The organism is Gellertiella sp. DMC107 (assembly GCF_056313605.1).
The window spans coordinates 379356-394190 of record NZ_JBQUZZ010000004.1 but is presented as its reverse complement, the minus strand read 5'-3'; the positions used below and the strand labels follow the sequence as shown (position 1 = coordinate 394190).

17 protein-coding genes are annotated in these 14835 nt (G+C 59.2%); 13 read left to right on the top strand and 4 right to left on the bottom strand.

Annotated features, from left to right (window positions below; genetic code table 11):
• Window positions 1-810, top strand: coding sequence for an ABC transporter permease (locus ACT54B_RS15700; RefSeq protein WP_476046093.1), 810 nt, complete (start codon window positions 1-3; stop codon window positions 808-810).
• Window positions 811-1974, top strand: coding sequence for a M20 aminoacylase family protein (locus tag ACT54B_RS15695; protein ID WP_476046092.1), 1164 nt, complete (start codon window positions 811-813; stop codon window positions 1972-1974).
• Window positions 1975-2046: 72 nt separating this feature from the next.
• Here the strand turns inward: ACT54B_RS15695 and ACT54B_RS15690 are convergent, their stop codons facing one another.
• Window positions 2047-2190, bottom strand: a complete 144-nt coding sequence (locus ACT54B_RS15690; RefSeq protein ID WP_476046091.1) for a hypothetical protein — start codon at window positions 2188-2190, stop codon at window positions 2047-2049.
• On the opposite strand from ACT54B_RS15690, the gene ACT54B_RS15685 reads away from it, so the two are divergent.
• Window positions 2180-2311, top strand: coding sequence for a hypothetical protein (locus tag ACT54B_RS15685; RefSeq protein WP_476046089.1), 132 nt, complete (start codon window positions 2180-2182; stop codon window positions 2309-2311). The genes ACT54B_RS15690 and ACT54B_RS15685 overlap by 11 nt on opposite strands.
• Before the next feature lie 309 nt (window positions 2312-2620).
• Here the strand turns inward: ACT54B_RS15685 and ACT54B_RS15680 are convergent, their stop codons facing one another.
• A complete protein-coding gene (locus ACT54B_RS15680) occupies window positions 2621-3553 on the bottom strand; it encodes a DMT family transporter (RefSeq protein ID WP_476046087.1) in 933 nt (310 codons plus the stop codon).
• 150 nt (window positions 3554-3703) lie between these two features.
• Here ACT54B_RS15680 and ACT54B_RS15675 point away from each other — a divergent pair, with 150 nt between their 5' ends.
• Window positions 3704-3931 carry a SlyX family protein gene (locus ACT54B_RS15675; protein ID WP_476046085.1) on the top strand — a complete coding sequence of 76 codons (228 nt, stop codon included), beginning with the start codon at window positions 3704-3706 and terminating at the stop codon, window positions 3929-3931.
• A 34-nt stretch (window positions 3932-3965) separates the two neighbouring features.
• Here ACT54B_RS15675 and ACT54B_RS15670 read toward each other — a convergent pair whose 3' ends face one another.
• Complete coding sequence (locus tag ACT54B_RS15670) at window positions 3966-4139, bottom strand: hypothetical protein (RefSeq protein WP_476046083.1); 174 nt, start codon at window positions 4137-4139, stop codon at window positions 3966-3968.
• A 225-nt stretch (window positions 4140-4364) separates the two neighbouring features.
• Here ACT54B_RS15670 and ACT54B_RS15665 point away from each other — a divergent pair, with 225 nt between their 5' ends.
• From ACT54B_RS15665 to ACT54B_RS15625, 9 genes are all read left to right on the top strand, one after another.
• A complete protein-coding gene (locus ACT54B_RS15665; protein ID WP_476046082.1) occupies window positions 4365-5318 on the top strand; it encodes a sugar-binding transcriptional regulator in 954 nt (317 codons plus the stop codon).
• Between the two features lie 144 nt (window positions 5319-5462).
• On the top strand, window positions 5463-6773 hold the full coding sequence (locus ACT54B_RS15660) for an ABC transporter substrate-binding protein (protein ID WP_476046080.1): 1311 nt from the start codon (window positions 5463-5465) through the stop codon (window positions 6771-6773).
• A 208-nt stretch (window positions 6774-6981) separates the two neighbouring features.
• Window positions 6982-7854 carry a carbohydrate ABC transporter permease gene (locus tag ACT54B_RS15655; protein ID WP_476046079.1) on the top strand — a complete coding sequence of 291 codons (873 nt, stop codon included), beginning with the start codon at window positions 6982-6984 and terminating at the stop codon, window positions 7852-7854.
• 3 nt (window positions 7855-7857) lie between these two features.
• Window positions 7858-8688 (top strand): carbohydrate ABC transporter permease, encoded by an 831-nt coding sequence (locus tag ACT54B_RS15650; protein ID WP_476046077.1) that lies wholly within the window; start codon window positions 7858-7860, stop codon window positions 8686-8688.
• Between the two features lie 11 nt (window positions 8689-8699).
• Window positions 8700-9698, top strand: a complete 999-nt coding sequence (locus ACT54B_RS15645; RefSeq protein WP_476046075.1) for an ABC transporter ATP-binding protein — start codon at window positions 8700-8702, stop codon at window positions 9696-9698.
• Window positions 9695-10471, top strand: a complete 777-nt coding sequence (locus ACT54B_RS15640) for an L-iditol 2-dehydrogenase (protein WP_476046074.1) — start codon at window positions 9695-9697, stop codon at window positions 10469-10471. Before ACT54B_RS15645 ends, ACT54B_RS15640 begins: the two co-directional genes overlap by 4 nt.
• A 26-nt stretch (window positions 10472-10497) precedes the next feature.
• A complete protein-coding gene (locus tag ACT54B_RS15635) occupies window positions 10498-11985 on the top strand; it encodes a mannitol dehydrogenase family protein (protein ID WP_476046072.1) in 1488 nt (495 codons plus the stop codon).
• A 30-nt stretch (window positions 11986-12015) separates the two neighbouring features.
• Window positions 12016-12702 (top strand): HAD family hydrolase, encoded by a 687-nt coding sequence (locus tag ACT54B_RS15630; protein ID WP_476046248.1) that lies wholly within the window; start codon window positions 12016-12018, stop codon window positions 12700-12702.
• Between the two features lie 22 nt (window positions 12703-12724).
• Window positions 12725-14302, top strand: a complete 1578-nt coding sequence (locus ACT54B_RS15625; protein ID WP_476046071.1) for an FGGY family pentulose kinase — start codon at window positions 12725-12727, stop codon at window positions 14300-14302.
• A gap of 229 nt (window positions 14303-14531) precedes the next feature.
• On the opposite strand, the gene ACT54B_RS15620 is transcribed toward ACT54B_RS15625, so the two are convergent.
• A complete protein-coding gene (locus tag ACT54B_RS15620; protein ID WP_476046070.1) occupies window positions 14532-14750 on the bottom strand; it encodes a hypothetical protein in 219 nt (72 codons plus the stop codon).
• Window positions 14751-14835: the final 85 nt, after the last annotated feature.

The following is a 14835-nucleotide window of genomic DNA, read 5'->3' as shown; positions in this document are numbered from 1 at the left end:
ATGACGCAACCCGCTTCTTCTGCTCAAGACACGTCCGCCAAACGTAGCCTGTTCGAGCCGCACCGGCTTGTCCTTGCGGCGATTTTCGCTCTTCTGATCCTATGCATCGTGTGGTGCATGCGCTGGGACTGGTTGCCCCAATATGCGGGCAAGCTGGCCTATGGCGTCCTGCAGACCCTGATCATGCTGTTTGCCACGGCGATCGTCGGCTTCCTCTTCGCGGTACCCATCGGATTGGTGCAGGTGACCGGGCCACGGCCGCTTTCCTGGCTTGCCCTGACCTTTTGCACCATCATTCGAGGAACGCCCCTGCTTCTCCAGCTGTGGATGCTTTACTACGGCCTGGGATCCCTTTTCGCGCAGTATCCGGAAATCCGCCAATCCATATTCTGGCCCTATCTTCGTCAGGCATGGCCTTACGGCTTTACAGCCTTGATGATTTCCTTCGCTGCCTATGAGGGCGAGGTGATGCGCGGTGCTTTCAAGGGAGTTCCACGCGGTGAGCTGGAGGCTGCCGCCGCCTTCGGCATGAGTCCCTTCAAGCTCTTCTGGAGGATCTGGCTGCCGCGGGCCGTGCATCGCGCCCTTCCCACGCTTAACGGCGAGACAGTCCTTCAGCTCAAGGCAACTCCCCTGATCGCCACGATCACCGTGGTCGATGTCTATGGTGTCATTTCCAGGGTCCGGCAGGATACCTATCTGACCTACGAGCCCTTGCTTCTGCTGGCCCTGATCTATCTATGCCTGACGGGATTGCTGATTTATGGCTTCCGTCTGCTCGAAAACCGGATCCCCACACGTGGTGCCTGAATGAAAATGAACGCTACCAACAGCATGCCCGACCTCGTCGAGATCCGGCATCATCTGCATCAATATCCAGAAATCGGGTTGTCCGAGTTCAATACGTCGGATTTCATCGCCGAGCGTCTGGTCGAAATGGGTTACGAGGTCACGCGGGGCCTGGCGAAGACCGGTCTCGTGGCGACGCTGCGCAACGGTTCGTCCGGCCGATCAATCGGAATCCGCGCCGACATCGATGCCTTACCCATTCACGAGGAGACCGGGGCCGCCCATGCGTCGAAGATTCCCGGCATGATGCATGCCTGTGGGCACGACGGCCATACGACCATGCTTCTCGGGGCCGCTCGAATGCTTGCCGAACGCCGCAGGTTCGAGGGGACCATTCATCTGATTTTCCAGCCGGCGGAGGAAAATTTCGGAGGCGCGCGGATCATGGTGGAAGAAGGTCTTTTTGACCGCTTCCCCTGTGATGCCGTCTTTGCGCTCCACAATGATCCCTCGCTTCCCTTTGGCCATTTTGCCTTTCGGGAAGGACCGATCATGGCGGCGGTGGACGAGTGCAGGATCACCGTGAACGGCAAGGGTGGACATGGTGCCGAACCGCAGGATACGGCCGATCCGATCGTGGCAGGGGCTGCCATCGTGATGGCACTGCAAACGATCGTCTCACGAAATATCCATCCGATGGATCCGAGTGTCGTGACCATCGGCGCATTTCACGCCGGGTCCGCAAGCAATGTCATTCCGGAAAGAGCGGATCTTGTGGTCGGTATCCGGTCGTTCGATCCCAAGGTGCGCGATGAGCTGGAGCGGCGCATCACGCAAATTGCCAAGGCGCAGGCGGAAAGTTTCGGCCTGACGGCCACCGTCAGCTACGAGCGCAGCTATGATGCCACCATCAATCACAAGGCGGAGACGGATTTTGCCCGGTCCGTGGCGCAGGATTTCGCCGGTGCGGAAAAGGTGGGTGACATGGCGCGTCCTTCCATGGGGAGCGAGGATTTTGCCTATATGCTCAAGGAGCGGCCAGGGAGCTATTTCTTCCTCGGTGCCCAGAAGAGCCCCGACGATCCGCAATTGCATCATCCAAAATTCGACTTCAATGACGATCTGCTGCCAATCGGCGCGGCCTTCTGGGTGGAACTGGCCGAACGCTATCTCGCCGCCCGCTAAGAGATGAGCAAGAAAAAGGGCGCGGCCTGAAAAAGACCGCGCCCTTCTTACCAATCGCGAAGCAGGATGGGATCAGGGGAAGATACCGGCCACGGCTGCTGCAACAAACAGGAAAGCCGCAGCGATCAGGGCGACGTTGAGCGCAAACTGGATTTTCTGTCGGCCAGTCCGTACCGGTGTGTAAACGTGCTTATCGGAAAAATCGATGTTCGACATGTCGTCTCCTTCGAAGAGCGTGGTTCCGGAGATGCGTGCGGCTTTTCCGGATCAAGCCCTGTTTGATTTTCCGGCCGTGCGCCTTGACGCCAAGCCCTTCCAATTCACCAGTAAAGATTGAACCAACGGGCGCGTGCAATCATCTCGCGCAAGGTCGGTGCCCTCTCCCCAGGTTCCGATGGCTCGGCAGGCTTGCCGGACGTCGCCTCAATTCCGTCATCTTGGGAGCGGGCGCGCGTTTGCGGGCTTTCGAGATAACCCAATGTCATTCCACCGAAATAGAACATTGTGAAGTCCCCCTGACCGAGCGGCCGAAACCACTCAATGACACAATCATGACACAATTGGGCAGGGAGTCAACTATCTCTACCAATCAGATAGGGATTTAACAAAAGATTTACAGGATGTGTCTGGAAGCTAAGGGAAATTTTTATTTGCTGGAGGGGGCCGGCTTTCGAACAGAGCCGGCCTGGCTGTCCCTCAATTGCCGCTCCCGAAGCACGATATAGACGCCTGCGCCCACGATGAGGACGGCCCCTGCATAGACCGGCATATTCGGGACGTCGCCAAAGAAAATGTAGCCGAAGAGGATAGCCCAGAGCAGCAATGAATACTGCAGAGGCGCCAGCGTCGATGCATCCGCCAGCTTGAGCGACCGGTTCACGAGAACATGCGCGCCCATGGCCACAACCCCGAGCAGGCAGAGGAGGGCCGTATCGTTGACATCAGGCATTACCCAGAACGTGGGAGCAATGGCCAGCCCCGCGAGGAGGGCCGCGATAATCTGCCAGAAAACCAGCGTGGTATCTGCCGTGGCCCGCAAGCTTCGGCCGAGAACGATAAAGGCGGCAAATGTAAGAGGACCTATAATCGACACGAGGGTCGCCAAACCCAGTTCACGGCTTGAGGGTTGAAGGGCGATGACAACCCCGATGAAGCCGACAATGATGGCACTCCACCGTCTCCAGCCGACATGCTCTCCCAACAGGAGGGGAGCAATGGCCGCCACATAGATAGGGCAGGCGAGCCAGAAGGTCATGACGTCTGCCAGAGGAAACTGGGACACGGCATAGTAGAAGCAGAAGATCTCGAAGGTCGAGAAACAGACCCGCAGAGCCTGCAGCGCCGGCCTTTCCACTTGAACCAGCGTCCTCACACCCTGTTTGGCGATAAAGGGAAGCAACAAAGCAAGCGCGGCAACACTGCGGATCAGCAGAACCTCGCCGATTGAGTAGGTCGAAACGAGCATCTTGCCCATCGCATCATTGAGGGCAAAGAGGAACATGCCGAGAAGCATCAGAAAGATGCCGCTTCCTGCCCAAGCGGGGAGAAAACGTGACGAGGGAAGAGGGGGCGGGGCCATGACGGAAATCCAGATGCTTTTCGCCTGGCATGTTGCAGATTCCCGGCATTCCTGCCAGACCCGTTTCCGCAAGGCCTGCGGTTTTGCGCGCCCTGCGGCCAACGACCAGCGCAGGGCCGGCCCTGGCTCAAGATAAAGGAGACGTGATCCATGCGTGAAGAGAGGGGTGCCTCGACCAGTGAAGAGCGAATCCTGAAACTGGAAGAAACAGTGGCGCATCAGTCACGGATGATCGACGATTTGTCCGGTGAAATCGCCACCCAGTGGAAGCAGATCGAACAGTTGCGAACCAAGCTGGACCGATTGACCGAGCGCTTCCTCAGCCTGGAAGAACAGGCGCTGGAGGCGCCCGCCATCACCCGGCCGCCTCATTATTGAGGCAGTCAAGCCTTACGCCACAGGCCTTTTCCTCTCAGTGCAGCGAGGCTGGGACGTCGTCCTGCGAGAACAAAGCCTCTTCCAAAGCAGCAAGCACAACGCCGCTGAGATACTGGAACAGGCCGTCATCCTCTGCTTTGGGGGCGCTTTTGGGGGTGCGTTCGACCAAGCCGGTCAATTCGATCATGGAAAAACATTCTTCAAACATTTATTTTCTCCTAATTTAGAAACTTTTATCCAACCTGAAGCTTGTGCGTGGCTTGCGTTCAAGCACGGGCTCAAGCTTTTGCTTGTCAGTCCCCCAGGCCCGATGATTGCCATTGCCTCTGTAGCGTTACCCCCCTGAAGGCTTTCCATCGGCCGCCCATTTGACAGCGCAGCGGAAACTTGGCAGCACTGACACACCAAGAAAAAGACATCGAGGGTCAGTGGCATGGCAAGACGATCGGAGAGTTTGGGACGGCTGGACGATGCGGCCCGTGCCGGATGGCTCTACTATGTCGCCGGTCGCACCCAGGATGAGATTGCGGCAGCCATGGGGATCTCGCGTCAGTCTGCCCAAAGGCTGGTTTCGCTGGCGGTCGCCGAGAAGCTCATCAAGGTCAGGCTCGATCATCCTATTGCGGCCTGTCTGGAACTCGCCCGTCGGGTCAAGGAAAAATATGGCCTTCTGCAAGTCGAGGTCGTGCCCAGCGATCCGCAGTCCACATCGACAACGGTCGGCATATCGGAAGCCTGCGCGGCGGATATCGAACGCTGGCTCCGCAAGACCGAGCCCGTCATTCTTGCCATCGGTACGGGACGGACGCTGAAGGCTGCGGTGGACCAGCTGCCATCCATAGAATGTCCGCAGCACCGGATCGTGTCCCTCACAGGAAATATCGGGCCGGATGGCTCGGCCGCCTATTACAACGTGATCTTCAGCATGGCCGATGCCATCAAGGCCCGGCACTATCCCATGCCCCTGCCCGTCTTGGTTTCCTCGGCACAGGAACGTGAACTTCTGCATCAGCAGGCGCTCATGCGGTCGGCCCTCGAGCTGGCTTCCCAGGCGGACGTGACGTTCGTCGGGATCGGTGAACTGGGGACGGATGCTCCCCTCTGCGTGGATGGATTTCTGGACCCGGAAGAAATGCTCGCCCTGGTCAAGCAAGGGGCCAGCGGCGAGATCTGCGGCTGGATTTTTGATGGCGAAGGCCAACTTTTGCGCGATCCTGTCAACCAGCGCGTTGCATCGGTGCCGCTTCCCTCAAGCGATCAGGCCTCGGTGGTCGGGGTGGCCAAGGGACACCGCAAGCACGCCGCCATCAGGGGGGCACTTCTGGGGCGCCTGGTGAACAGTCTGATTACGGATGAGGCAACTGCCGAGTTTTTGCTCAATTCGTGAGCAAAAATTTTATTCCTGATATCAATGGTTTAGCTCTGTATTTCGGCAGTGCAGCATAAGACATGCGTTGACTTTGGCTGATGATTGATGAGTATTTGCTCTCGAGCGAAGCGAATGCTCAGTTACTCTTCTGGGAGGAAGACCATGAAATTGAAGACCATGCTGCTTGGCGCTGTCGCGGCGCTGGCCGTTTCCGCCGTTGCGCAGGCCGAAACCCTGACGATTGCAACCGTCAACAACGGCGACATGATCCGCATGCAGAAGCTGACCGACGACTTCACAAAGAAGAACCCGGATATTCAGCTGGAATGGGTAACGCTTGAAGAGAACGTTCTGCGCCAGAAGGTGACGACGGACATCGCCACCAAAGGCGGTCAGTTCGACATCATGACCATCGGCACCTATGAAGTTCCGATCTGGGCGAAGCAGGGATGGCTGCTGCCGCTCGAGAACCTCGGCGCCGATTATGACGTCGATGATCTGCTGCCGGCGATCCGTTCTGGCATTTCCATGGATGGCAAGCTCTATGCAGCGCCGTTCTATGGCGAAAGCTCAATGATCATGTACCGGAAGGACCTGTTCGAGAAGGCTGGCATCACCATGCCGGATGCTCCGACCTGGGACTTTGTCGCCGATGCGGCAAAGAAAATTACCGACAAGGACAACGAAGTCTACGGCATCTGCTTGCGTGGCAAAGCAGGCTGGGGCGAAAACATGGCGTTCCTGACGGCCACCGCCAATGCCTTCGGCGCGCGCTGGTTCGATGAGAAATGGGCCCCGCAGTTCGATCAGCCCGAATGGAAGAACACGCTGGACTTCTACGTCAAGCTGATGAACGAAGCTGGCCCTCCTGGCGCCTCGTCCAACGGCTTCAACGAGAACCTCGCCCTGTTCCAGTCCGGCAAGTGCGGCATGTGGATCGATGCGACGGTTGCGGCTTCTTTCGTGACCAATCCCAAGGACTCGAAGGTTGCGGACAAGGTGGGCTTCGCGCTCGCTCCGGATACCGGCCTCGGCAAGCGTGGCAACTGGCTGTGGGCATGGAACCTGGCAATCCCGGCAGGCACCCAGAAGGCTGAGGCTGCCGAAAAATTCGTCGCCTGGGCAACCAGCAAGGCTTACACCGAGCTCGTTGCTTCGAAGGAAGGCTGGGCAAACGTTCCTCCGGGCACGCGCACCTCGCTCTATAACAACCCGGAATACCAGAAGGCTGCTCCTTTCGCGAAGATGACGATCGACTCGATCAACTCTGCGGATCCGACCAAGCCGACCGTGAAGCCGGTTCCCTATGTGGGTGTTCAGTTCGTGGCGATCCCCGAGTTCCAGGGTATCGGTACCGCTGTCGGACAGCAGTTCTCCGCGGCTCTTGCCGGGCAGGTCACCGTCGATCAGGCACTTGCGAATGCCCAGCAGCTGACCGTTCGCGAAATGACCAAGGCCGGTTACATCAAGTAATTGCTCTGCAGCTCCCAAGTCCGGACAGGAAGCCCTACAAGCCTGTCCGGAAGGGCCGCCGGTCTACCACCCCCGGCGGCCCGGATTTCCGGCAACCGCAGGCCCCTCTCCGGTCCCTGTCGCTCGCGGTCCTTGTTTCCGGGATCGTGGAATGGAAGTCGGGCCAGCCCGATGGCGGGCGGAATATTCACCCAGGGAAAACACTCCGATGGCGACGCTCCATACACGCTCTCATGCCCGTCTCATGATCGCGCCTTCTGTCCTGCTGCTTTTCGGCTGGATGATCGTGCCGCTGGTCATGACGATCTACTTCTCCTTCCTCCGCTATAACCTGCTGATGCCGGGTATGGAGGAATTTGCCGGCATCATGAACTATCAGTTCTTCCTGACGGATCCGGCCTTCTTCACGGCGCTTGCCAATACGCTGATCCTTACGGGCGGTGTGCTTCTCATCACCGTCATCGGCGGTATCCTGCTCGCGCTCCTGCTCGATCAGCCCATGTTCGGCCAAGGCCTGGTACGCATTCTGGTGATCGCGCCCTTTTTTGTCATGCCGACCGTTTCCGCCCTGGTTTGGAAGAACATGTTCATGAATCCGGTCAACGGCCTCTTGGCTTCCGTCTGGAAGTTCTTCGGCCTCGTGCCGGTGGACTGGCTGGCTGAAGTTCCGCTCCTTTCCATCATCATCATTGTCGCCTGGCAATGGTTGCCCTTCTCGACGCTGATCCTGCTCACGGCGCTCCAGTCTCTCGACGAGGAACAGAAAGAGGCGGCGGAGATGGACGGCGCCGGATTCCTCTCTCGCTTCATCTATATCGTGCTGCCCCATATGGCGCGGGCGATCACGGTTGTAATCCTCATTCAGACCATCTTCCTGCTTTCGGTCTTTGCGGAAATACTCGTGACCACCAATGGCGGTCCCGGAATCCAGACCACCAACATCACCTATCTCGTCTATGCGCAGGCGCTCCTGCAGTTCGATATCGGCGGCGCGTCCGCCGGGGGTATCGTCGCCGTCGTGCTCGCCAACATCGTTGCCTTCTTCCTGATGCGGATGATCGGCAAGAATCTGGAGGCTTGAAGCATGGCTAGAAAAGTCTCTCCCCAGCGAAAGCTGATATTTACCGTCCTGGCCTGGACGGTCGCCTTCCTGCTCTTCTTTCCGATCCTTTGGACGGTACTGACCAGTTTCAAGTCCGAAGCGGAAGCCGTGGCCTCCCCGCCGTCCTTCCTCTTCTTCGACTGGACCACGGAAAACTATGCCGAGGTGCAGAGCCGGTCGGATTACTTCAAGCACTTCTTCAACTCGGTGGTGATTTCGCTCGGTTCGACGCTGCTGGGGCTGCTGATCGCGATTCCGGCGGCCTGGGCGATGGCCTTTTCCCCGACCAGACGCACAAAAGATGTGCTCATGTGGATGCTGTCTACCAAGATGATGCCGCCCGTCGGCGCGCTGATCCCTGTCTACCTGATCTTCCGCGATACGGGCTTCCTGGACAGTCGGGCCGGGCTGGTGATCGTGCTGATGCTGATCAACCTGCCGATCATCGTCTGGATGCTCTACACCTATTTCCGCGAAATACCGGGTGAAATCCTGGAGGCGGCCCGTATGGACGGTGCCTCCCTCGCCAAGGAAATTGTCTATGTCCTCGCACCCATGGCGGTACCGGGCATAGCGTCAACCGTGTTGCTCAACATCATCCTGTCGTGGAACGAAGCCTTCTGGACACTGAATCTGACCGCGTCCAAGGCCGCGCCGCTGACCACCTTCATCGCCTCCTATTCAAGCCCTGAAGGCCTCTTCTACGCCAAACTCTCCGCCGCCTCGACCATGGCGATCGCGCCGGTGCTCATCCTCGGCTGGTTCAGCCAGAAGCAACTGGTACGCGGACTTACCTTCGGCGCCGTCAAATAAGGAACAAGAACATGGGCAGCATTTCCCTCAAGAGCGTTTCCAAGGTCTTCGGAGAAGCCGCGGTCATTCCCTCGCTCGATCTCGAGATCAACCAGGGCGAATTTGTCGTCTTTGTAGGCCCCTCCGGCTGCGGCAAGTCCACGCTTCTTCGCCTGATTGCCGGGCTGGAAGATGTGAGCGGCGGACGGATCGACATCGACGGGGTCGATGCGACCAGCCTGCCGCCGGCGAAGCGTGGCCTGGCCATGGTCTTCCAATCCTACGCGCTCTATCCTCACATGAGCGTACGCTCCAACATCGCCTTTCCCCTCAAGATGGCCGGGATCGACAAGGCAGAAATCGACCGCAAGGTGGCGGATGCCGCCCGGGTTCTCAATCTCACGGACTATCTCGACCGCAAGCCCCGCCAGCTTTCGGGAGGCCAACGCCAGCGCGTGGCGATCGGGCGGGCCATCGTCCGCCAACCCTCTGCCTTTCTCTTCGACGAACCGCTGTCGAACCTCGACGCTGCTCTGCGCGTCAACATGCGGCTCGAAATTTCCGAACTGCATCAGCAGCTGAAGACAACAATGATTTATGTCACGCACGACCAGGTTGAAGCCATGACCATGGCCGACAAGATCGTGGTGCTGAACAAGGGGAGGGTGGAACAGGTCGGTTCGCCGCTGGATCTCTACCGCAATCCCGCCAATCTCTTCGTCGCCGGCTTCATCGGCTCGCCCCGCATGAACCTGATCAGCGGTGAGACAGCCCGCCAACGGGGCGCAGCGACCATCGGCATACGGCCTGAACACCTCGATCTCTCCACCACGGAAGGGGAGTGGAAGGGAACGGTTACGGTCTCGGAGCATCTCGGCTCCGATACGTTCCTGCATGTGGATGTGCCGGGCGTCGGACATGTCAATGTGCGAACCGGCGGCGAGATGCCGCTGAAGCATGGCGATACGCTCTATCTCACGCCCCAGGCCTCCAGACTTCACCGCTTCAACGAACAGGGGCTTGCCCAATGACCGGTCGCCTCCAGGGAAAATCCGCACTCATCACCGGCTCGGCCCGTGGCATCGGCCGAGCCTTTGCGGAGGCCTATGCCCGCGAGGGCGCCACGGTCGCGATTGCGGACATCAACCGCGACCGGGCCGAAGAAACGGCCGCCGCCATCGGTGTTGCCGCTTACGCGATAGAACTGGACGTGACCGACCAGGCCTCCATCGACCGGGCTATTGCCTCGGTGGAAGAGCGGACCGGCGGGCTCGATATCCTGATCAACAATGCCGCCCTTTTCGATCTCGCACCGATTGTCGAGATTTCCCGGGATAGTTTCGCAAAGCTCTATGCGATCAATGTTGCCGGCACGCTCTTCATGATGCAGGCAGCCGCAAAATCCATGATCGCCCGGGGCCAGGGTGGCAAGATCATCAATATGGCCAGCCAGGCGGGACGCCGCGGGGAGGCGCTGGTGGCTGTCTACTGCTCCACCAAGGCCGCTGTCATCAGCCTGACCCAATCTGCCGGGCTGGACCTGATCAAGCATCGCATCAACGTCAATGCCATTGCCCCTGGCGTGGTTGATGGAGAGCATTGGGATGGAGTGGATGCCCACTTCGCCAAATATGAAAACCGTCCGCTTGGGGAGAAAAAGCGCCTCGTTGGCGAGGCTGTCCCCTTCGGACGCATGGGCCGAGCCGAAGATCTGACCGGCATGGCAATTTTCCTTGCAACGCCCGAAGCCGATTACATCGTCGCCCAGACATATAATGTCGATGGCGGCAACTGGATGAGCTGAAGCGTAAAGTAGCCGGAGACCCTCGGATGACCGACACACTCTCACTCGCCAACCTCGACAAGATTGCTTCTCGTGCAGCCGTGCCCGCCTATCGGCGGGAGCAGCTGAAGGCCGGGATCCTGCATTTCGGCGTTGGCAATTTTCACCGGGCGCACCAGGCAGTCTATCTGGACAGCCTGTTCAACGCCGGCGATGATCTGGACTGGGCCATTCTCGGGGCGGGCACCATGCCTTCCGATGCTGCCATGCGCGAAAAGCTGGCTGCACAGGATTATCTGACAACGGTGGTCGAACAGGACGTGAATGTCATGGCGGCACGGGTCACCGGCGTCATGACGGATATGCTGCCTGTGGGCGATGCCGATGCCATCATCGCGGCTCTTGCCGATCCAGGTATCCGGATCGTGTCCCTGACGATCACCGAAGGCGGATATTTCATCGACGCTTCGGGCGCGTTCAACCCGTCTCATCCGGCGATTGCTGCCGACGCGGCAGCCCCGGACGAACCGAAAACCGTATTCGGCCTTATTCTGGCGGGCCTCCGCGCGCGTCGGCAGAAGGGCCTTGCCCCCTTCACCGTCATGAGTTGCGACAACATTCCCCATAATGGAAAGGTGACCCAGAATGCGGTTGCCGGTCTTGCGGCGCTGGTCGATCCCGCCCTTGCCGAATGGGTGCGGACCAGCGTTTCTTTTCCGAACTCCATGGTGGACCGTATCACCCCTGCTACGGGGACCCGCGAAATTGATGCCTTACGCGACCAGTTCGGCATTGCCGATCAATGGCCCGTCTTCTGCGAGGAGTTCAAGCAGTGGGTGATGGAAGACCGTTTTCCCTCGGGCAGGCCAGCGCTTGAAAAAGCAGGCGTCACCTTCGTACCGGATGTCTCCCCCTACGAGTTGATGAAGATCCGGATCCTCAATGGCGGCCATGCGGCAATCGCCTATCCGGCTGCGCTTCTCGATATCCATTTCGTGCATGAGGCCATGGACAATCCCCTGATCCGCTCGTTCCTGGCCAAGCTGGAACGGGAGGAAATCATCCCCGTCGTTCCGCCGGTCCCCGATACGGATCTCAACGACTATTATGCGCTGATCGAACGTCGTTTCTCCAATCCGAAGATCGGCGACACCATTCCTCGCCTTGCCCAGGACGGATCGAATCGGCAGCCCAAATTCATCCTTCCATCCACGGCAGACCGCCTGGCGCGTAACCAGCCGGTCACCGGGCTTTCCCTGGTGTCTGCGCTCTGGTGCCGTTATTTCGAGGGGCATTCCGACAGCGGCAAACCGATTGCGTTCAATGATGTGCATGCGGAGCGACTGCAGAAGGCGGCGCTCGCTTCGCGAAGCGATCCCAATCATTTCCTTGCGGAGGATGATATTTTTGGCGCGGTCGGCAGAGACGAACGTTTCCGTGCCGCCTTTGCCAGGAACCTGGCCACGCTGCGCAGTCACGGCACGGCGGAAACCCTCCAGCGATATCTTGACAACCGCCTTGCGGCTGCGGAGTGATGGCGAACCGAGCTTGAGCACCCCATGATCATGAGCCCCGCCATCGCCCCATCGAGACCCGAGAAACTGGTTATCTTCGATTGCGATGGCGTGCTGGTCGACAGCGAGCCCATTGCCATCTCGGTGCTCGTCGATTCCATGAACCGGCTGGGGGCCGATATCACCCAGACCGAAGCGTATCGGCAGTTTTTGGGGCGCAGCCTCGCGACCGTAACCGAATGCTTGCGGGACAAATACGGTCTGCATGCCGATCATCGGTTTCTCGAAGACATGCGCCAGGCGCTCTACAGCCGGTTTGTCGCGGAGCTCAAACCCATCGAGCACATGGCGGAAACGCTCGACGAGCTGAAGATGGCCCGCTGCGTCGCCTCTTCCAGCCAACCGGAACGGATCCGGCTGGCGCTCCAAACCACCGGCCTTTACGACCGGCTGGCCCCGCATCTCTTTTCGGCCAGCATGGTAACGCACGGCAAGCCTGCGCCGGACCTCTTTCTCTACGCAGCCCGCGAAATGGGATACGAGCCGAAGGATTGCCTTGTGGTTGAGGATAGTCCCGCAGGGGTTCAGGCCGCTCAGGCCGCCGGAATGAAAGTTCTCCTTTTCACGGGCGGCACCCATGCGCTTCAGGAAACCTATCGTCAGGAAATATCGCGCATTTCCCCCAATGCTTCGTTTGACGCGATGAGGGATTTACTCCACCTTATCGACGAGATTTGAGCGAGGGGCAGGATATTCATCAATGCGTGATCACCTCGTCGCGGTGGACATTGGCACGGCAAGCGCCCGTGCTGGGATCTTCGATCGATCGGGCCGGCTGATCGCGAAGGAGGCACACCCCATCCTCCTCTACAGACCTGACGCTCTCATTGCCGAACAGGACAGCGACGATATCTGGAACGCGGTTTGCCGGAGCGTGCGTTCGGCTCTTGCCGCAAGCGGCATCGGGTCGGAGCGGATCGCCGCGATCGGATTTGACGCCACCTGTTCTCTCGTTATCCGCAACCCCGCTGTTCCCTCTTCTCCTGGACAGTCTGGCCTGGATATCATCTGCTGGATGGATCATCGAGCCCGGGAGGAAGCGCAGGATCTTTCCAGGAATGGAGGCCCCGTCGTCGCCCTTTCGAGCGGCCTGCTTTGCCCGGAAATGGCGTTGCCCAAACTCCTCTGGTTAAAACGCCATCGACCCGATCTCTGGTCTTCAACCGAGGGGATATTCGATCTCGCCGACTATATGACCTTTCGGGCTACGGGTTCACGGGCCAGATCCCTCTCGACGCTCGTTTCCAAATGGGGATATGGGGCCACGGATGGCTGGCCTTTTGAATTCCTCGACCGTGCCGGTCTTGGAGATTTGCCGGAAAGAGCTGGGATCGACGGAACGGTGCTTCCGGTTGGAGCGTCCCCTGGAGTTCTCTCTCCGGAGGCAGCGGCGGCCCTAGGCCTTGATACCGGATGCCAGGGGTCCGCCGGAATGGTGGATGCCTATGCCGGAGCGCTGGGTTTGCTGGGCGCCATGGCAGAAAAGGAGCGGGACAGCAGTGTGGCGCTTGTCGCGGGAACGTCGTCCTGCCTGATTACCTTGCATCGCAGCGAGCCCGCCCCCCATCCAAGCCTCTGGGGTCCGTTCGCCGATGTGAGCCTGCCGGGGTCTTATCTCCGTGAGGGCGGTCAATCGGCGGCTGGCAGCCTGCTCGATCATATGGTCCAGATGCACCCGGCGGGAGGCGAACCTCGCAAGGACCTGCATGAGCGGATCATGACCCGGATCGGGGCAGCGCTTGCGGAGCACGGACCCGGCTACGGGCTGCCTCTCTGTGTCTTGCCTGATTTTCATGGAAACCGCGCGCCGGAAGCAGATCCCTTCGCTACCGGAACCATATCCGGTCTGACGCTCGATACGTCTTTCGAGTCCCTCTGCCGTCTTTACTGGCGGACGGTCATCTCGCTTGCTTGCGGGCTGCGGCATATTCTGGACGCCTTTGCTGCCACAGGCAGCATACCGGACCGGGTGATGATGGCGGGAGGGCATGTGCAGAATCCGCTTGTCGTGCAAGCCTATGCGGACATGATCGGTCTTCCTGTCCATGTGCCGCGGATGAAGGAGGCAATTCTTCTCGGCACCGCCATCAATTCGGCTGCGGCTGCTGGAATTTACCCCACGGTGGCGGCTGCGGCCAAGGCGATGACGGGGCCGAGCGACATCACCATGCCCCGTCCGGCAACCCGCCTGCATTATGACGCCGATTACAGCCGCTATCTGCTTCAGCTGCGCCACAGGACCGAATTGACGTCCCTGTTGCCCGACCCGGTCGGGTAACCGTGCATGCGGCCTTTATCGGTCCTGAACAAATCGCCGAAAAGGTGTGTTGACGATCGTGTTTCCCTGATGACCTAGCGTGTCAGGATTCTCCGTTTCCGTCTGGGCGGGATGTTCTCGTTGCAATTCCCTCCTTTTCGTCTCTCCGGAACCCTTGCGGCTGCGATTCTCTTCTGGAACGGGGGGTAGGTGGGCACTCATGATGGTCGTCCTTTCCTAAAACGTGGATTCAAAGATCGGTTCGGCGATTGGCGATGTGATCATGGTACTGTTCGCTCTGGATATGGCGATTATCGGCACCGCGATCTCCGGGATGACGCGCCTTATCCCGGTTGGACAGCACGCGGTTTTCCGGCAGAACGCCCTCTTTCAGGGTCGTCATCGCGCCGCTGCTATCGCCCTTGCCTTGCGAGCCGGGGCCTATGTGTTTTTTGTCTGCGTGCGCCATGAAAATCTCCTTTTCGATTGAAGCCGCACCATACTCGCGAAGCGAGCTATGGAATTGAAATCATGGATAAATATCTCCTCGAAAG